Here is a 21,382-nt window from a genome sequence, read left to right as displayed (position 1 = left end):
GTATTAATCGTTCTGAACTTTCCGGATATACATCACAAGGTCCCAAATCTCGTCTTCGGTAAGAGCATCCTTGAAAGCCTGCATATCGCTGCCGCCGTTGGATATCCACCAGAACAATGCACCATCGGACCGGCCGGCCACCAAAGGATCTTTGAAGTTGGCGGGTTTGGTTTCTATTTCAGCGGCCTGAGGCCCTGTACCTGATCCGTTGTCGCCATGGCAGGTCCAGCATACTTTTTTATAAACCCTGGCTCCACGTAAGGGGGCTTTTGTGTCGTTTGTATAAGGATTGACCAATTGGTCTGCTTCATCGGGGATTAATAGGTTATTTACGTTCTGTGACCTAAGATAAAGAACGGTTATCATTAAGATCAGGGTCAAGAAAATCTTCTTCATGATTATTGCAGTTTGTAATTTTACTGATAAACCACATGTTTCATATGTAAATAAATCGGTAAACCGATAACTTATAAAAAGGGAAAAAACCGGAGTATTCCGGTTTTTTCCACTAAAGCGTTAGTTATGGCTTATTCGATGATGAGTTTCTGCGTTTCGCCGTGCTGGTTGCGAATGAAATAGATCCCTGAATTCAGGTTAGAGATATTAACAACGTTAGTGTTTTCACGGATAAACACCAGGTTACCGGCAGCGTCATAGATAGCAACATCGTAGGTACCGTTAAGGTGTAGCTGGCGGAAAGCGGGGTTCGGGTATACGCTGAAGCCCATTTCCTGGTTATTGTTATCGATAATGCCTTCGTTACCTTTATCCCATCCGGTAAGAGCAACGGTTACGCCATGATCACCGGAGTATGGGAACACACCACCCTGCGGATTATTTCCCGGATGCTGCAGGTTAACGAGGATGGTTTTGCCATCGGGAGTACCAACAGCGCCGGTGATCTCAGCTCCGAACGGACCAACCATGATACGGACCAGGTCATCAATAACCGGAGTTGTAATAGACATATCGAGCATGTACATTTCGCACTGTCTGCTGGGAACACCGTTGGGAACACGGTTATAGGTATTTCCGTTAAGGTCTTCACAAAGCAGCATATAATCGCGATTGTTAACGCTGATCTTGCCCATGCCGTCCATATTGGAGAGGTGTTTTGCGGGATAATCGGCAATATCCTGGGATGTTTCATTGGCGTATTCCGGTCCGCCTTCGAGGAAAACACTTACCTGGTCGGTTGCCGGATCATAAACGATTACGCGACCATAATAATCAGAATAACCACTTACATAAGGTTGTGTTCCCTGTGCGGCAGCGCGGTCATAATGATATTGGGGAATAATGCCACCCAAAGCATATTCATCCGACCACTTGGAGCCCAGATTGTCAAGGCCTGTTTCTGCGATGTAAACTTTTCCACCAATCTCAACACCCCACTCAAGCCTGTTGAACATGGTAACTCCCATAGGAATGGTGTAGTTTGCGAAGTTGAGCATCTTGTCCATATCGGTATTGTCCACTTCTATCCAGTTTCCGTTTACCGGGTCATTCAGATCATGTTTGTAAACGAAGAGTTTACCGTTAATGAAATCACCGGGAGCATTTCCTACGAATTTTGTTAACAAACCGGGGGTTCCATCTTCAAAATTGAAAACAGTTTTATTATCGGGCATAAGAACACCGCCTTCGAAGGACATGCGGCCCCAGTTATACTGTTTGTAAAGAGCAACCGCATTTTCAGGATCTATTTTCACCATCCACCCCATGTTCTGGTAACGGGCAAGAGTGGTTCCGTTAAACATAGGAGCATCAGGAAGATCCATATAGGCTCCTACTCCCTGGCCAATAATCCAATCCGTAGTATCGGGAATGTAACCAACGATCTCATTGTTACCGGCGGGAGGATACTCTTCCGCTGTCCAGATATCCCCATTGGGTCCTATAATACCACCGCAGTTATTACGGGTTTCACCAACAGTATTGATGAAATCAACACAGAAGAATTTGCCGCTGCGGCCGTCTGCAAGGGTAGTTTCAACCACCACAATAGAGTCGGTAACCGGTTCGCGGTCGATCATGAAGGAAGTCATACCACCGCCGTTTCCGCCGAAGGGATCATAGGCATTGGATTCGTGATTGATAGAGATCCAGCCGTAACCTTCATCGCTGGTTGCAGCCGTGAATCCGATGAAGTCATTGTCTTCCTTGGAAACAATGCTTCCACCTGGCTGTCCTGTCCTGTCAAGTATCTGAACCTTGTGATGTCCTCCGACAAAAACAACCTGATACTGAATATCAGGATGGGTAGGAGCCTGGAAGTCCTGATCTGCAACCCAGTCGATGGGAAACTCAGCATCACGGATATTGGTTAGTTTGTCAAAACCTGTAAGGGCAACAGTTACAGCTTTATCGCTTTCATATGGGAAGATATTGCCATTAGGATTGGTTTTGGGATGCTGTACATTGACGAAAATGGTTTTGCTGTCAGGCGTTCCTGTTCCTCCGGTCAGCTCAGCTCCAAAAGGACCAACGCCAATCCTGATCAGATCTGAATATACAGGTGCTGGATTTGAAACGTCAACCAGAAACATTTCGCAAAGATTACTAACGACACCATCCGGTTGACGGTTATAGGTTTTGCCATTAAGGTCTTCGTTCATAATAAGGTAATCAACACCATTGATGTTAATTTTTCCCAAGCCATCCACATTTGACATATGAACTGCAGGGTAATCGGCAACCGGTTGGGAAACTTCATTTGGCCATTCAGGACCACCTTCGAGGTAAACCCAAACACTGTCGGTTACGGGGTCATAAACCAAAACACGGCCATAGAGGTCGGTATAGTCGGTAGCATGGGCAACGGTTCCCTGGGCTGTTGCACGATCGTAGTGATAAGGAGCAATTACACCACCATCAGCGTATTCATCTGCCCATTTATTACCAACATCATCACGTCCGGTCTCAGCAATATATACTAATCCGTTGATCTCAATACCCCACTCAAGCCTGTTGAACATGGTTGCATGATTGGTCCATGCCCAATCAGCCATATTAAGCATCAGATCCAGATTGGTATTGTCGATTTCAAGCCAGTTTCCGTTAACCGGATCATTAAGGTCATGTTTATATATATACAGTTTTCCATTGATGTAATCACCAGGAGTATTACCTACATATTTGGTAAGCATACCGGGAGTCCCATCCTCAAAAAAGTAGAAGGTTTGCTCATCAGGCATCATCACACCGCCTTCAAACGACATACGGCCCCAGTTGTATTGTTTCATCTCTGCCTTAGCGTTTACAGGGTCAATCTTTACCATGTAGCCCATGTTCTGGTAACGTTTGATCACTTCGCCTTCAAAAGCAGGAACCATACCGTTAACTTCATAAACAGAACCGGTTCCGATTTTAAAGTTGTTCAGGTCTGAAATGTATCCTGCAATCTCCTGATTGGAGAATGGAGGATATTCCTCTGCTGTCCAGATATCACCGTTAGGTCCGATAATACCACCGCAGTTATTCCTGGTTTCTCCAACAGTATGTTTAAAATCTACCAGGAAAAACTTACCGTTTCTGCCATCGTTCAGAGTCTGCTCGGTAACGATCAGCGTATCGGTGTTCGGATCACGGGTAACCTTGAAGGCTGTCATACCACCGCCGTCACCACCGATTTCATCTAGTACCTGTGACTCATGGTTTACTGAAATAAAATAATCACCGTTTCCGGCAGGGGTAACTCCGATAAAGTCGTTGTCCTCTTTTGACATAATTGTAACAGGATTGCCGTTATCATCCAGGGCAACCACTTCATGGTAACCTCCGACAAAAAGGACCTGCGATATAATCGGAGAAGCAGGAACCTGTATGGATTTGTCATAGTTCCAGTCCACATCAATATGCGGATTGAAAAGAAGCCCGTTCTGAGCCGTCATTGCTAAAGCCCAGAAAAGCATAAGAAAAGAAATGTAGATTTTCTTCATGATAAATGGATTTAAGTTGAAATTTTGGGTAAAATTAGACCTGATGAATAAGAAGTGAATTATCTGATTGTTATGCTTCTGTTACGATAACATTATTAACTGAACTGATTCCATCCGCTAATGGATATAGCCATAATTATGAACCCATTAATACCGTAATACAATAAACGTAAAAGTGACGATTGCTGGCTTTAACAAATTATTAATATTACTAATTTGTTAAGTTAGCTACCAAAGTCCTTGAAAAACAGCGACTAATAATTATAGGCACGATACGGGAAGCCTGGGTCGCATCATTCCGGTAAGACTTAACATAATAATCACATCGGATGCACGGGAAACCCATATAAATTTTTGTATATTTGGAAAGATTAATAAATATCTGAATGCAAATTCACCTTTATGTATTTTACTATTTAACAGTATGTCAATTGCTTGACCATTTAATCCATCTTTGTATAATCCCTGAGATCTTTACAATCGAGTACTAAATAATTTATTCATTAATAAACCTCAATCATGAAAAAAACAATTACCCATCTCTCTATGTTGTTGCCTGTTGTATGTTTGGTTTTAACTTCCGGTGCGCAGGATAACAGTTTGTATTATCAGGGAGGTGAGCTTGTCAGGGAGTTGTCACAAGGAGTCAATCCCGGAGATAATCATACTGCTGTGTATGGGACCCCTTCGCTTAATCGTCACAGTTCCAGCAGAGTTTTGACGGAGATCAATTTTGACGATAAATTTTATCTTCCGTGTGCATTTGCATCTGTTGATCCCTTACAGGGTGAGTATGAAGGATATGGTGTAATATTTGGCGGGCCGACGGACTATGATGGCGGAGCGTTACTTGATGAATGTTCCGGTTTTGCGGTTACAGGGTATTCTCCACCCAATTATCTTGCTTTCAATACATTAGCTGTATTATCAGGAGGAGGCATTCCAAAAGGGCCGGAAGACATATATTTTGACCCTCCGGTTGCTTATGTGGAAATTCTGGCCGGATCATCATGGGCAGGTATTATTGACATGTTTGCCTACGACGAAATGGATAACCTCCTGGATTCCGATCAATTAACAGGAACAGATAATTTGCAGCTTATGTCCGTTACCGGTGAAAGGATTGCTAAAGTTACCATCCAGTTCAGCGGAAACGGACTGGTTCTCGACAACCTTGTCTTCGACACCTACCTGGCGCCAGACGACCTGGATATGGTTTATTTACCAGGTACACAAACGGCAAACTTTGAATGGAAATACGCAACCATGAACGGCATTGATGAAGAGTTTCTTTACGATGCCAACAACTGGATACCGGTTACCGGGGAATGGACCATTGACCCTGGAGCATATGTTGCTGAAAACCAGGGTTTAAAATCAGCAACCACGTTCTATAATTATAACTTCTCCGGTTTTGACCTGGAAGTCAAAATGAAAAAAAGCCAGGGTAGTGATTGCAATGCAGGAATATATTTCCATGGAGACCCTTCCGAAATTAATAATAATGGTAATTGGATGAATGGTTACCATTTAATTGTTTGCAATAATGGCAATTATAATATTGTCCTTTATGAGAATGGAAGTTATTATTTCATTCAGGCAATAACTTTCAGTGCAAACCTGAATACAGGAGCCGGCTCATATAACACCGTCAGAATCATCCGTGACAATGGATATATTGAAGTGTTCTTCAATGGTTTCCTTGAGGGCACCTGGTATGATGACACCTATAATTCAGGAAAAATCGGATTGAAGCTTTATGATGATAGTCCGGGAGCCGGAAAAGGATACTTCGATTATGTTAAGATCAATCCTGTTAGTGACGGATATACATTCCAGCCGGTGAACCCGTCAAAATACAGAAAGGCTTTTTCGGAAAACAATGATTGCGCCGATTGCAGCTCGTGTACTTCGGAAGATTACACGCTTGAGCTGGCTCCATATCCTCCTGAAAGCCAATTTACATTTACCGGAAACAGAGCTTTCCAGAATTTTAATTTTTATATGAATGGTAGCATAGTTGACCAAACCAGTGTTCCCAGCCATTCGTTGAGTCTGACAGATTTCATGTTATATAGTTTTTACGTAACAGCCCGGTATGATGAGGGTGAATCAAATCAAACGAACTATGAACTACTTTGGATTATCGAAAATCCATTGTACACCCAGACCCCATACAATCCGGCTAATTCATGGGCGGCATTCTCAAGCGATGCTAATAAACTGGTGCCTATGACTGTATATGACAACTTCACATCGACTGAAAACATCTATGGAATTGAATTTTTTGGAATAAATCTTAAACTCGATGGGTCATCGTATCAACCATGCAACAACGAAGATCCAATGGATTTTCTCATTAAGTTCTACGAAGATGATGCCGGAACACCGGGAGCTGAGATTGCTTCCTTTTCACCCACGATTGAAAGAATTGAAACCAATGTATTGTATACCTATAATGCAGGCATTGCCCCGCTCTTCCACTACAGGTATTATTTAACGGATCCGGTAGTACTGAATGAAGGATGGGTATCGGTACAGGCTACTTCCATTTCCTCACCTGATTGTATTTTCTTTTGGATGAGTTCACCCGAAGGTGATGGTATAGCTTACCAGTCGGACGGGATTGCGATGATTCTTATTGAGGACGTATCATTTGCGATATTAGGAGAATCTTCCGTTGGAATCATTGAAGTTCCTGAAGATGATATCCGCCTCTATCCAAATCCTGTCTCCAACCGTCTCTATATCGAATCCAACGAAGAGATATTGGAGATTACCATTTATAACCATCTCGGTCAGGAAATCTACCATGAAAAATACCGCGGAAACAATGTAGAAATAAACACATCTGACTTTTCTGCCGGGTTACACATGGTAAGTCTTTCCACCGGCGAGGGCATTACTGTAAGAAAGGTCATAGTTCAATAAAAGCAGGAAACAAAATCTTTTTTTATTTTTACCCCAGACTGGTCCAACAATGCCGTAAACTGATAGGGTATTGCAAACGGGTTAATTCAATTGTAACTTAATCCAGGAAATTGTTAAGTTATGGGTCGTGGATTGAAAGTCATATCATTACTGATCTGTCTGTTACTAAGTAACGGAATCAACGCAAATCCCGTTGAACGGGATAAAGCGGCCATCGTTGCAGAGAACTTTTATTGTCATATCCTCACTGTCGGGGATATGACTTCAAACGCATCCCTGCAGCCCGAACTTTCAACATATTATTTTCAGGATCTCCCCGTATTTTTTATTGCCGGATTCCAGGAAGGGTTTGTGCTTCTATCCACCGATAGCGACCTCCCTCCCATCCTGGGGTATTCAGCGGAGGGATTTTTCGATATTGCAAATCTTCCACCCGCGTTGGATTATTTCCTGAAAAAGTATGCAGAAGAATTAATTTCAGGATTGTTGCCTGACAAGGAAGCCAGCAAAACGAACGATAAAAATTGGGACCTATTATATAATGGTATGATTCCGGCAGACAGGGAAGCATTGTTCAGGAGCGAAGGGGTACCTCTTCTTACCTCATCCTGGAACCAGAACTACCCATACAACAAATACTGTCCGGCCGATCCCGATGGACCCGGAGGCCACGCCTATGCAGGATGTGTGGCAACGGCCATGGCCCAGGTGATGTATTATTACCGCTGGCCGGCTCAGGGAAGCGGCAGTCATGCTTACTTCAGCACGCACTACGATACCATAAAGGCAGATTTCGGTAATACTATCTACCGCTGGGAAGAGATGTGCGACGCTATCCACTATTATTCCAATGATGCCATCGCGGAGCTGATGTTCCATTGTGGAGTGAGCATCAACACGTCTTACTCTTCCAATGGTTCCGGAGCCTATTCCATTGATTGCATGCCGGCTCTGCAGGATTATTTCGGGTATTCGGATGGCATGCGTTACATCCTGCGTGCAGATGTGGGTGATGCCTATTCCGACAGCCTAAAGTTGAATATTGATGCAGGAATGCCGGTCATATACCGGGGAGGCAGTTTCTGGGAAAGCCATTCCTTCGTTTGTGACGGTTACCAGGGTGATTACTTTCACTTCAACTTTGGCTGGAGCGGCAGCGGTGATGGGTACTATCTTCTCGACGGACTGACTCCCTTTGGGTATAACCTTGTCCCGCAGCAGGCTGCTCTGACGAATATCCATCCCGGGCAGGGTTTTCCATGCCATTGCAATGGATGTGATACCCTGAGCGATATCAAAGGCTCCTTCACCGATGGCAGTGGACCATACTCATATCTGCCAAATAAGAGTTGCTCCTGGCTGATCAGCCCGGACAACCTTGATGTCAGCCAGATTATTATTACCATGAAAACCCTGGATACTGAGGAAAACATTGATGTGATCAGAATTTACGAAGGTCCGGACACTTCCTTTCCGTTGCTATATGAACTCAGTGGCCAGAGCGATGAGATCAATATCATAGCCCATTCCGGCGAGGTGTTGGTTACGTTTACAACAAACGGGGAGGATAACCGCCAGGGATTTATGGCAGAATATATATGCCTTGAGTATACTTTCTGTCAGCCGGTCAATTCCCATACATGGCTCAGCCAGTGGTTGTTTGATAACAGCGGGCCCTACCCTTATGCCGATAATACTTACTGCTCCTGGATGATACAACCCTATAACCCTTCGGTTGACAGCATATCCGGTATTAATATCGTTTTCAGTGCATTCGGTACCGAGGAAAACCACGATTATCTCAGGATATTTTCAGGTACGGATACAACGCAGGAAGCAGCAGCGATACTTTCAGGAAGCACTCTTCCTTCGGATATCCTTCTTCCTGCGGAGACCGCTTCCATGGTTTTTACAAGCGATGGTTCCGGAACAGGCGATGGATGGTCATTACGGTATGAGATTATTTATCCTGAATATTGTTCTGATACGGTAATCCTCACTGAACCTGCAGGAACGGTCAGCGACGGTAGCGGCAGCAAAAAATATGTCAACGGCAGCGATTGTTACTGGCTCATTGAACCGGCAGAAGCCACTGATCTGACTCTCACTTTCACTGCTTTTGACCTTGAGAACGGTTACGATCGTCTCAAAATCTATGATCCTTCTCAAAATCCGCCTGTCCTCCTTGCCGACCTCACAGGAAGGAAAATCCCTGCCCCTGTGAACTCCCCTTCCGGGGCTATGCTCCTTTATTTCTCAACCGATGCCAATATCAATGCAGATGGGTGGGAAGCGGAATATCAAACCGGAAATTTCGGGATAGCAAAAAATGGACAGGAAGAAGGCATATGCATTTACCCTTTGCCGGCCCATGAGGAAGTCTTTATTGAATTTTCTTTTCCAACCCGGCAAAATATGCAGATAACCTTTTACGGTTGCAACGGTACTCAAATATGTTCACCTATACAAATCTCACCCGGAAATAAAAAGATAAGGCTGGACATCAGCCCAATACCACCCGGCTTATATTTCCTGGAAATCCTTGGCGGAAATGAACGGAGCATCCATAAGCTCCTCAAAACGCCATAAGATGAAAACTCAAATATCAACATTATGCTTCATAGCTTGTCTATGCAGCCATGGTTTTACCCAGGAAAAACCTCCGGTAGCGGTTGATGATTATGCAGCAACAGCGACCGGACAAACCATTGCCGTGAACGTACTGGCCAATGATTATGGCATGGAAGGCCATTATCTTAAAATCTTTAATGCCATTGATATGCAGGTTAATTTTAACGACAGTCTGATCATTTTTACGCCCGATCCTGAATTCTCAGGGGTTAAAAAGCTAAAATACCTGATAAAGGATACTGTTAACGGTCTTTATTCAGGAGTGGCCTGTTTGTATATCAGTGTAGGCAATCCATTAAATGAAAAAGAGATCCCACCTGAAAATCATATCATTACGATCTATCCCAATCCGGCCGGTGATTATCTCAGTATTTCAGGCATACCGTCCGGTTATAATGGCAATTACCAGATCCTGGATATATCCGGAAGAAAAGTTATGGAAGGTAAAACCAGCGAAACCCTGAATGTTTCAGGATTAGCACCGGGATTGTATGTATTCAGGATTATCTTCCCTTTACCCATTTTAAGCCACTCCGGGCAGTCAAAACAGGAACATAAAAATTCGTTTTGGACTTATAATCAGATAGTAAAGTTATAATAAGATAATAAAAACCCCTCTGTGTAACTCTGTGAAACCTCTGTGGTACTCTGTGAAATAATTACACGGAGTTACACAGAGGTTTCACAGAGAACCACAGAGGGGTTTTGGCATTTCTAATAAACCGTGATTTAAGAAAGCATCCTTAAAAAAAACACTCAGGGATAAGCCATAAAGGTTTATTTTTGGACTTACAAAACTACACGATGAACTATTCCTGCTTACTAACACGACAAAGCCACTTTCTGTCCATTATTCTCATACTTTTATCTACTGGCATGCTTTCTCACGCTGCCAGCAGCGATAGTCTGCTTCAGCTGTTACCAGGGACAAGCGGAAGGGAAAGAGTAGAATTGCTTAACCTCATTGCCCAGGAAATTGCTGAGGACAATCCGTCGGAAGCTCTTCAGTACGCTGGAGAGGCGCTGGCCCTTTCTCAAAAGGCCGGTTACCGCAAACAGGAAGCCCTGGCATTGAAAATCCTCGCGGATGCTACGTATTACCTGGAAAATTTTACCGGCGCTATTGATTACTATGCCGCATCGGCAGAGGTAGTTCTTGATATGAACGGAGAGGAAGATCCTGACTATATCCGGCGAATTGGGGATATCGGCTATTGTTATAATATAATGGATCAAAGCGGGAAAGCCTATTATTATTTCATGAAGGAGCTGGATCTGGCTATAAAAATAAATTTTCAGGATGAAATAGCCACAGCTCATAACAACCTTGGATATATTTACACTGAATGGGGCGATTACGGAGAGGCAGCAGATCATTTTAAAAGCGCGTTGGAGATTGACAGGGCCGCCGGAGTCACTACCTATCTTTCCACAGCCTACAATAACCTCGGGAAAGTATATGAGTTATGGGGCAAATACGATGAGGCCATTTCCTGGTATACCGAAGCACTGCGCATTGACGAAACAAGGGGTAACAAGGCCGGTATAGCCGTCAGGATGAGCAATATAGGCACGACATACCTGACATGGAAAAAATATCACGAAGCCCTGGATTATTTTGAAAAAGCACTGGAGCTTGAACGACAAGTGGGTGATGGAGCCAAAATTGGCCGCCGGCTGGCTTATATTGGCGAGACCTGGTTAGCACTTGATAATCATAACCTTGCCCTATCCTATTTTAAGCAGGCTCTCCCCTTCTTTCAGGCAAGGGCACTTGATCATGACCTCGCACGCTTGTACAGGAGCATGGGGAAATATTATCTGTCAATTGGCAATTACCGGGAAGCCTTGAATTACTTTGAGACAAGTCAGGAACTGGCCAAATCAGGCAAGCTTAAGCCATTGCTAATGAGCAACCTGAGAGACCTTTCGGAAGTTTATGAAAAAACCGGACAAGCTACCCAGGCTTTATCGGCATATAAGAGTTTTTCGGAAATGAAAGACTCTGTTTTTACTACCGAAAGCAGCAAGAAACTGGCCGAATACAGGGCACGTTATGAAAATGAGCAGATACAACATGAAAACGATATCCTGAAAAAAGATGCCGATCTCCGCAGAAAAAACCATGCATTCCTTTGGGTGCTGTTCAGCCTGGTTGCCACAGCGCTGGCTTCGACACTGATCATCTTCCGCTTTCGGGCGGCCAACCTCAGGCAGCAAAAGGTTATTGCCGAACAACACGCTGAAAACCTGCATAAGGACCTGGAACTGAAGAACAACGAGCTGGCTTATCATGCCATGTGCATCGTTCAGAACAATGAAACTGTCAGCCGCATGACGGAATCTGTAAAAGAGATGCTGCAAGCCGATCAGCCACCGGAAAAGCTGGGAGATATCCTGGATCACCTGAAAACCATGAAAAATGATAAAGCCTGGAAAGAATTCGAAATCCGGTTCACCCAGGTACATAGTGAGTTTTACGACCGTTTGCAGGCGACATTCCCAGACCTAACCCCCAACGAGAAAAAACTTTGTGCATTTTTACGACTGAATATGACCACCAAAGATATTGCTGCCATTACCCATCAGACACCTCATAGCATTAATGTAGCCCGAACCCGGCTGCGAAAAAAACTGAACCTGTCCAATAATGAGGAGAACCTGATTAATTTTTTGATGAATTTCTAAAAACCTCTCTCCTTGTAACTTATGAAACCTGTATCAATAATGTGACCGTCTCTTAACGGTCACGTATTGTTTTTGTATGCCCTCATTTCTTGCTCAACCCCTTTCCATTCCCGCATATTTGCAAACCGGCCAAAAAAACGGGATCAATTGTATGTCACATAGCAAAGAAGAAATCGCCGAACAAATTCAGCGTATGCTGATGGAAAAATCCGCAGAAAACGAAGCACTGCGTAAACTGCTGGCTTCCATGCATCTGCCGGATATTGAGGATAATCAGCTTCAAACCGGAAAAGAATAAGCAGCTAATTAAAAAACCCAATGATGAAAAAAGCATTTACCCTCTCTTTAATTTTGGCAATAGCCTTTATAATGAACTCATTCGCAGAAACAACAGATTTCAGCGGAGATATTTATGTAGGGAGCGACCAAACGTATACCTCCCTCACCCAGGATAGTGATGCCGGGTTGTTCAAAGCGCTGAACAACGGAACGGTAACAGGGGATATAACCGTGTATATCACCTCCAATACCCCCGAAACCGGTTCCATCCCCCTTAATGAATTTGCCGCTCCATACACCCTGACCATCAGGCCTGATGCAGCGGAAGAGCGCAGAATTGCAGGAAATTGCACATTCAGTCGTGGAATCGTACAACTGAATGGAGCAGACAGAGTCACCATCGACGGAAGTTACGGTGGTTCGGGACATTATCTGACTATTGAGAATTCATACTGGAACAACCAGGTGGCAGCTATACAGTTTACCAGCACCGGTGCAGGATTGGGATGTACCAACAATACCATAAGAAATTGCATCATTAAAACCGGGTATAAAGATGGAGACAGCTATGGAATATACCTGGGTGGCTCCAACCTTGGCACCTCCTATCCTGGCCCGGATAATGACAACAACACTTTTGAAAACAATATCATAAACGATGCTTATTACGGGATCTACGTCAAAGGAAACTCCAGCGGTTGGGTCGATGGCCTCGTGATCAGCGGAAATAGCTTTGGAACCACCTCAAGCTCCATAGGATATACCGGTATTTACGTGGAATATGCCGACGGTGCTGAAATCAGCCATAATAATATAACAAATTTTACCGGCACCAAAAACAGCTTAAATGGTATTTGGATCCATACCGGAGTGCTCAACACGGAAGTTTCCGAAAATACGATTCACGGAATATACAGCAACACCGGAGGCGTCAAGGGCATAAGGGCGTATAACACTTCTGCATCATGCGGTATAATTTTGTATAATAACCTGATCTATGATATCGGAGGGCCGGGCGACAGCAGTCCCGAGACTTACGGAACATTAGGAATATATATTTATGGCGCAAACGATGGAATAAAAATATACTATAACACTGTTAACCTTTACGGGACATACAGTAAAAACTCAGCAACCAAATCTGCCGCCTTTTACACTGATAACGGACCAACAGGACTTGATATCCGGAACAATATCTTCTGCAACAGCATTTACAACAGTAACCACAGCGGTGCCAAAGCATATGCCATATATAATGAAACATCCAGCAGTGCCATCTACACGGAAATAGATTACAACGACTATTATGTATCAGGAACACAGGGCATTTTGGGTTACCTATCGTCCGATAAAACTACGCTGGAACAATGGCAAACAGCAACCGGAGAAGACGATAACTCCCTGGCTGTTGATCCCCTGTTCCGTTCATCCAGCCAGCCTCAGCCTGTAACCGGGTCGCCTGTACTGGATGAAGCCACACCGCTGGCCGCTGTAACCACCGATTACCTCGGAGTCACACGTGATGCCACTACTCCCACCATGGGAGCCTATGAAGAAGCCTATGTCATTCCTACGCTCGACTGGGCCAACCTGGAATCCCCAGCTTCCGCGACGGCACCGGAAGGAACGACCCTAAGTGTAACCGCTCAGGTACGTGAAAACGGGGTAACCACAGGACAGGGGCAGGGAGCGGGCATAGAAGCCTGGATAGGCTGGAGTACCTCCGATACGGATCCATCTACCTGGTCGGACTGGGTTGAAGCAAGTTACAGCGGTGACGACGGCAACAACGATGAATATACGGCCTTGATCTCCGGGGATTTTGATGCGGGAGACTATTACTTTGCAAGCCGTTTCAGGATCACCGATGGTAATTACCAGTACGGAGGTTATTCCGTCGGTGGTGGTGATTTCTGGGACGGAAACTATTATGTGTCCGGGGAATTGACCGTGAGCAACAACAGCGTTAGCTGGGCAAATATCCACTCACCGGATACGGTCGATGTAATGGACGGCAATACCACGGAAATATACGCCAGGCTTGAGGTTCCGAATGTTACAAGCTTAGATAGCGCATCAACGGGCATTGTTTGTTATATTGGCTGGAGCGACCAGGACACCGATCCTTCTACCTGGAGCGACTGGGAAGAAGCTACCTTTAACCAGCGCGACGGCAACCATCATGAATATGTCGCCACACTGGGAACCGGATTGGCCCAGGGAACGTATTATTATGCCAGCCGCTTCACATTGTGCAACGATGCCCCCGTCTATGGAGGCTATAGTGATGCCGGAGGCGGATTCTGGAATGGCACAACAAATATCTCCGGAGTGCTGAACATCACCCCGGTCATGCTGAACGTTCCCTTTAGTGAAAACTTCGATAGCTACCAACCACCACTCTTACCCGGTGGATGGACAGTGGAAGATGCAAACATGAACGGAGTTGCATGGGAAAACTACTCTTATATGATGGCAACCTATTCGTTTGGCACGGAAGCAATGGACGACTGGTTTTTTACACCCGCGATCAGTCTTACAGCCGGTGTTACCTACAGGCTTGGGTTCACCTACGCTGTTGATGATGAAACCAGACCCCATAAACTGGAAGTTAAATACGGCGATGCAAACAACTCGGCAGCCATGACATCCTCCGCTATTTTCAGCAACACCAACATCACCAATACCATGTTTGAAACAGCAGAGTGTGAGCTTACCCCATCGGTAACAGGCATTTATTATATTGGCTGGCACGGATTCAGCAATGCGGACATGTACTCTCTGTATGTAGATGACATTGAATTCGAAATGATTAATTCCTGGTCAGGCCTGATAAATCAATACTGGAGCAATCCGGGTAACTGGGCTTCGGGATATGTCCCCACTTCCGCTACAAATGCCAGTATTACCAGTCCTCACCAGGTAATTGTTGACATTCCCGATGCAACATGCAGAAATCTTACCATACAGAACGGTGCCAAGCTGACCATTAATCCGGGGATGGGTTTGCATGTTACCGCAAGCATTATTAACCCGGGATTGGAAGCAGGTTTGCTTATTCTCAGCGACAATACCGGGACAGGAAGCCTCTTACACAATAATGCCGCCGTAAGGGGAGTCTTTCAGCGCTATATTGCAGCCAGTGATTGGGTAAATGGCACGGGCGACTATCATTTTGTCTCTTCTCCGGTGATCAACGCTGAGATATCCGGAAACTGGACACCGGTGGGCGGCGGCGATGATTATGATTTCTTTGGTTATGATGGAGGACTGGATCTTTGGCTGAATCAAAAACTCCCGGAAAACAGCATTACCAATTTTGAAGAAGCAACAGGCTACCTGGTGGCTTACCAGCAGGACAAAACGCAGGTTTTCAGCGGTGAACTCAATGTTGGCGGCGTAAGCTGGAGCCGTAGCATAAATCAAGACACCTATGTTCTGACGGGCAATCCCTTTGCCTGCGCCATAAGATGGAACGGTGCCGGAGCAAGCTGGATGCTGGATGGTGTTGCGGATATTGCAAAGATATGGAACCGGGCAAACCTGAGTTATACCGATCTGATGCCCGGTGATATCATCCCGGCCACCAATGCATTTATGGCTTTAGGAGAAGGCATTTATGCAAATGTTACCGTACAGCTTAGTATTCCCCCGGATGCCCGTCTGATCAGTTCCACTGCATTTTACAAATCCGATGAAACTCTGGGTATATTCCTGAAAGTCAGCGAAGCAGGAGGCGGATCGGCCCAGGAAAGCAGGATCATGCCGCATGAAGCCGCATCGGGAAGCTTTAATCCAGACTGTGACTCGAAATTTTACGCAGGATATGCGCCCAAATTTTACTCGATGAAAGGGAGTGAGCCATTATCCACCTACGCTGTGAAGGATTTTACCCAGGTACAGGCTATCCCCTTTGGATTTGAGAAGAATGAAGCAGGTGAGTTTGTCCTGGAGATGATCAAAGAAAAATCGATCGAAAGCCCTGAGGTATACCTGAGCGACCTGAAGACCGGGGTCGTTCAGAACCTCAGCAAAAATCCTGCATATCACTTTATTTCAGATAGTTGGGATGACCCAAACCGCTTTGTCATCCATACAGGACAGGTGAGTATTGCTGATCCGGAGCAGGAAAATGAGCTTTATGTGTACTATCATAACCATATAATTAGTATCTTTGCACCCGAAACCAACTGTACCTTAAATCTCTACGACACCCGCGGGCGCTTGCTGAAAAGCCGAAAATTAAATAATTCCGGACTACAGCAAATCCCTGTAAACCTCGAAAATGGGATTTACATAGTGCAGCTAATAAGCGAAAAAATGAACAAATCCGGGAAAGTATATGTTGATAAATAGCAATATGGCCCAGCTACTAATACTTTGATTAAACAAAAAAGCAAAATGACCAGACACCCAGCACCCCAGCACCCCAGTACCCCAGTACCCCAGTACCCCAGTACCCCAGTACCCCAGCAACCCAGTAACCCAGTAACCCAGTAACCCTCTATACATCAAGTCAAACATAATAACAATATAACCATGAAACACCTCATTTCAACCCTAATCATAGCCTTATTTCTGACCATTTTCGTATCAGGAACTGCTTTTGCCACTTCTCCCCCGCCACCACCGCCAGGACATGGCTCCTCAGGTAACGTCCCCGGAGGCGGTGCACCCATTGAAGGCGGGATTGCCATACTCTTATCGCTTGGACTGGGATATGCCGGGATGAAGGTGTATAGGGCGAGGAGAAAAGCGTTGGTGGAGTGAGATGCCTCGGCTTCGCTCGGCACAGGGTGCTGGGTACTGGGTACTAGGTACTAGGAACTAGGAACTAGGAACTAGGAACTAGGTACTAGGTACTAGGCACTAGGAACTAGGCACTGGTTGCTGGAGTTGGGGTGTGAGTGTGAGTGTGAAGATAAGGGCATACTATCTTTTCATTGATTGAGAGATTACATTTTCCGGAATAGGGTATTCTTCTTTTTTGCATGGGATTGAATTTGATCTGCTGCAGCGCCATAAATTTCCCGGTAACTGCGTGCCATTCAGAAGTTATTAACAACAGTCCTTAACCAAACCGGTGCCTCGTCCGGCAATCAACAACTTACAAAGCTGAAGGGTGACGAATCAGGTAACAAGCCGCAAGCTTCAGGTAACAAGCCGCAAGCTTCAAGTCACAAGCCGAAAGCTTCAGGTCACAAGCTACAAGGCACAAGCCATCCCACTCCCTTCTCATTTCTCATTTCTCATTTCTCATTTCTCATCTCTCATCTCTCATCTCTCCTTTCTCCCCTCTCCCCTCTCCCCTCTCCTTTCCCCCCTCTCCCTACCCTAAGTAACTCACCCCCCGCCCCTTCCCTATTCACGTAAATTGTTAATAAATTTCCGAAAATAATATACAATCTACTTGATTACATAGTATCCTTGTTGTATATTAGCCAGGCTAATTATTGGGTACGTGAGGATACAATTCAACGAGAAATTACCTTCATCGCACAAAATGGATTTTGTGGGTGGAGGGTTTTTTGTTTGATGACAATCTATCAGCACAATTTCTCACATAGCCAGAGAAATTTTTATTTTTTTGGACGAACATAGCAACAAAGAAATACAATTTAGAATAATTAATAAAAAACCTGTTATATGAAAAAAATTACGCTTTTCTTTACAGCATTATTATTGGTGTTTTCAATTACTCTTGATGCTCAAATCTTTGTTGATGTTAATGCAACAGGCAATAATGATGGTAGCTCATGGGAAGATGCATACAATGATTTACAAACTGCCATCTCGGCAGCAACATCAGGTAATGAAATTTGGGTCGCTAAAGGAACTTATTATCCCACAGCAACAACGACAAGAACCATTTACTTTGAAATGGTTAGTGGAGTTGCTGTTTATGGAGGGTTTGCTGGAACCGAAACATCCACAATCCAGAGAACCAATTATGGAGTAGGAGAAGCTAATGAAACCATTCTTAGCGGTGATATTGGAACACAGGGAACTGATACAGATAATTCATACCATGTGGTAACATATAGTGATGCTAATTCATCTACCCGTTTGGATGGCTTTACAATAACTAAAGGTTACGCCAATTCTTCATCCAGTGATGACAAAAAAGGTGGAGGTATCAATAATCAAGCCACAGCAGGAAATACCAGTAGCCCCCAGTTTATTAGTTGTAATATTTTAGACAACTATGCAGAGTGGCATGGTGGCGGTATGTATAATTATGGTAATCAAGGAACAGCCAGTCCAACATTTACTAATTGTACTTTTAGTGATAATTCAACAATTCAAACAGATAATGTTGGTCGTGGCGGTGCAGTTTATAACTATGCTTATAGAGATAACGCAATTGTAAATCCAACCTACCTTAATTGTGAATTTACCAACAATACAAGCCGTGGACAAGGTGGAGCAATGGTAAATAATTCTTATGTTGCGAGTGGGGATGTCATAGCAGCAATCTGTAGTCCAAGTATTACATCCTGCACCTTTGAAAACAATTCTGTTACAACAACGTCTTCTTCATGGTACGGAGGAGGTGCAATAATGAACTGGGCTGGTCATTCTGGAAGTGTTTATGGTGTATGTAGTCCGACAATTAACAATTGTACTTTTAATAACAACAGTGCGAATCGTGATGGAGGAGCTTTATTCAACATTGGCAATGATGGAATATGTTCACCAGAAATTACTGGATGTACATTCACCAATAATTCGGCTGGATACAACGGAGGTGCCATAATCAATAAAGGATATTATGGGACATGTAGTCCAACTTTTTCAAAATGTAAGGTACAAGGAAATACCGCAGTGCGTAGAGGCGGAGGAATTTATAATTATAGCACCGGAAGTTTCACTAATAATATGTCCTTCACAAACTGCCTTGTTACTGGAAATAAGCAAACATCTTCAGACTACGATTATGAAGGAGGTGGCGGTGGAATGTACTGTGACAATGGAGGATCTTCCTCAATATTAAGCATACAAATTATGAATTGCACCTTCACTGGCAATTGTCTAACAGTTGATGAAGGAGGCTCTGGAGGTGGTGCAATCTATTTCCTTGAAGATAACGGAACACTCACTGCTACCGTGACAAATAGTATTTTATATAACAACTATGACCACGGTTCTGCAAGTTCGCAAATATATCATAATGGTTGTACTCCTACATATAATAATTGCATTGTAAATCAAGGTTTTGGAAGCATGACAGGAAGTAATATCATTTGGATTGATCCCAAATTCACCCAGGGGATTGATGCTCAGAATGATCCTCCTACTACTTCTGGCAATTTTTCACTTTTGGTTAATTCTCCTTGTATCAATTCCGGTACTTCCACAGGGGCTCCTTCAGATGATATTGATGGAAACTCAAGACCATTACCGGCAGGTACAAATCCTGACATGGGAGCTTACGAGTATACACAAATGTCTTCCACTGCACCCAGTGGATCAGGAACATCAGGTGATCCATACCTGATCGCTTCAGTTGATAATCTTGCTTGGTTACAATATGCTTTGTGGGATTGGGATGCATATTACCAATTATCAGATAACATCAATGCTTCTTCAACTTCTTCTTGGAACGGTGGAATTGGGTTTATTCCTATCGGAATTTCAGGATACCGATATATTAGTGGCTCTGCATCTTATATTGGAGCATTTACTGGTTCTTTTGATGGTAATGAAAAAGTAATTTCTGGTCTATATATAAACAATCCTTCTTCATATTATCAAGGTTTATTCGGATATACTAATGGTGCTACCATTCAAGACATTGGAATTGAAAATGCCAATGTTACTGGAGATCAATATGTTGGCGTGCTTGCAGGAAACTTAACCAATTCTACCGCAATTTCAGGATGTTATGCTACAGGTACTGCATCAGGAGCATCCATTGTTGGTGGACTAATTGGTAGAATTACACAAGCCAATACAGTTTCAAATTGCTACGTAAATGTTGATGTTAGCAGTACTACTAGTTTTACTGGTGGGTTTGCTGGTTATAATTATTACGGTGGTATAATCGCAGAATGTTATTCTTTGGGAAATGTATCGTCAACTGGAACAGGATATATTGGGGGTTTTGTGGGATATAATGTCAATACAGGAACTTCCATCAGCGATTGCTTTAGTAAAGGCTCAGTTAATGCTCCCTCATCAACAAATGTGGGTGGATTTGTAGGAAGAAATAGTGATGGAAACGCTACTATCTCAAATTGTTATAGTGTTAGCCCCGTTACTGCAAGTGGCACATCATACGGTTTTCTTGACTACAATAGTGTTAATCCGGGACCATCAGCTTGCTTTTGGAATACAGATATAGTTACAGTGGGTGCCGGAGGAAATTACTTAACCGGTATTGTTGGGAAAAACACTTCGGAAATGAAAACCCAATCAACATTTTCTAATGCAGGATGGGATTTCACTAGTACATGGACTATAAATAGCTCATATAATAATGGATATCCATATTTACAGGGTACCAATCCTCCTTCAACGATTTTTACTTGGAATGGAACAACAGATCATGAGTGGAACACATCTTCCAATTGGGATATTGATGCCATTCCCGGAAGCTCAAACGATGTAGTTATTCCAAACGTAGTTAATGACCCAATAATAAACGATGGAGCGGCTGCGACATGTTATGATCTTGTATTGGGTACCAGTGCCTCACTTATTATCAATCCAGGTAAATCACTCACAATTGAAGGAAATTTAACCATTGTTGATGCAAAAGATGCGGCTAGTTTTACCATAGAAAGCTCTGAATCCGGAACCGGCTCCGTCATCATCACAGGCTCTTCTTCCGGCTCCGTTACCGCCAAACGCTACCTTAGTTCCGGGAAATTCCATTACGTCTCCTCTCCCATCAATTACTCGGGAACCGG

The 21,382-nt window shown here is 44.0% G+C and carries 10 protein-coding genes; 8 read left to right on the top strand and 2 right to left on the bottom strand.

All coding sequences use genetic code 11. From position 1 onward, the window contains the following. Positions 1-3 precede the first annotated feature (3 nt). Complete coding sequence (locus KKA81_14430; protein MBU2652123.1) at positions 4-396, bottom strand: c-type cytochrome; 393 nt, start codon at positions 394-396, stop codon at positions 4-6. Between the two features lie 131 nt (positions 397-527). Beyond that, a complete protein-coding gene (locus KKA81_14425) occupies positions 528-3,941 on the bottom strand; it encodes a DUF839 domain-containing protein (GenBank protein MBU2652122.1) in 3,414 nt (1,137 codons plus the stop codon). 519 nt (positions 3,942-4,460) lie between these two features. On the opposite strand from KKA81_14425, the gene KKA81_14420 reads away from it, so the two are divergent. From KKA81_14420 to KKA81_14385, 8 genes are all read left to right on the top strand, one after another. Continuing rightward, the gene (locus KKA81_14420) at positions 4,461-6,872 is read left to right on the top strand and encodes a T9SS type A sorting domain-containing protein (protein ID MBU2652121.1); all 2,412 of its coding nucleotides are present in this window, start codon (positions 4,461-4,463) and stop codon (positions 6,870-6,872) included. A 120-nt stretch (positions 6,873-6,992) separates the two neighbouring features. Then, a complete protein-coding gene (locus KKA81_14415; protein MBU2652120.1) occupies positions 6,993-9,461 on the top strand; it encodes a C10 family peptidase in 2,469 nt (822 codons plus the stop codon). A 1-nt stretch (position 9,462) separates the two neighbouring features. Next, a complete protein-coding gene (locus tag KKA81_14410; protein MBU2652119.1) occupies positions 9,463-10,101 on the top strand; it encodes a T9SS type A sorting domain-containing protein in 639 nt (212 codons plus the stop codon). 278 nt (positions 10,102-10,379) lie between these two features. Then, positions 10,380-12,191, top strand: coding sequence for a tetratricopeptide repeat protein (locus KKA81_14405; GenBank protein MBU2652118.1), 1,812 nt, complete (start codon positions 10,380-10,382; stop codon positions 12,189-12,191). Between the two features lie 151 nt (positions 12,192-12,342). Continuing rightward, positions 12,343-12,489, top strand: a complete 147-nt coding sequence (locus KKA81_14400) for a hypothetical protein (GenBank protein ID MBU2652117.1) — start codon at positions 12,343-12,345, stop codon at positions 12,487-12,489. 23 nt (positions 12,490-12,512) lie between these two features. Beyond that, on the top strand, positions 12,513-16,826 hold the full coding sequence (locus KKA81_14395) for a T9SS type A sorting domain-containing protein (GenBank protein ID MBU2652116.1): 4,314 nt from the start codon (positions 12,513-12,515) through the stop codon (positions 16,824-16,826). 183 nt (positions 16,827-17,009) lie between these two features. Continuing rightward, positions 17,010-17,240 (top strand): hypothetical protein, encoded by a 231-nt coding sequence (locus tag KKA81_14390; protein MBU2652115.1) that lies wholly within the window; start codon positions 17,010-17,012, stop codon positions 17,238-17,240. A gap of 876 nt (positions 17,241-18,116) precedes the next feature. Beyond that, positions 18,117-21,382: hypothetical protein (locus tag KKA81_14385; protein ID MBU2652114.1), on the top strand; the 3,266-nt coding region annotated here is incomplete at its 3' end.

Source organism: Bacteroidota bacterium, assembly GCA_018831055.1.
GTDB lineage: Bacteria > Bacteroidota > Bacteroidia > Bacteroidales > B18-G4 > M55B132.
The sequence above is the reverse complement of the archived record's forward strand: the minus strand, read 5'-3'. Positions and strand labels throughout refer to the sequence as shown.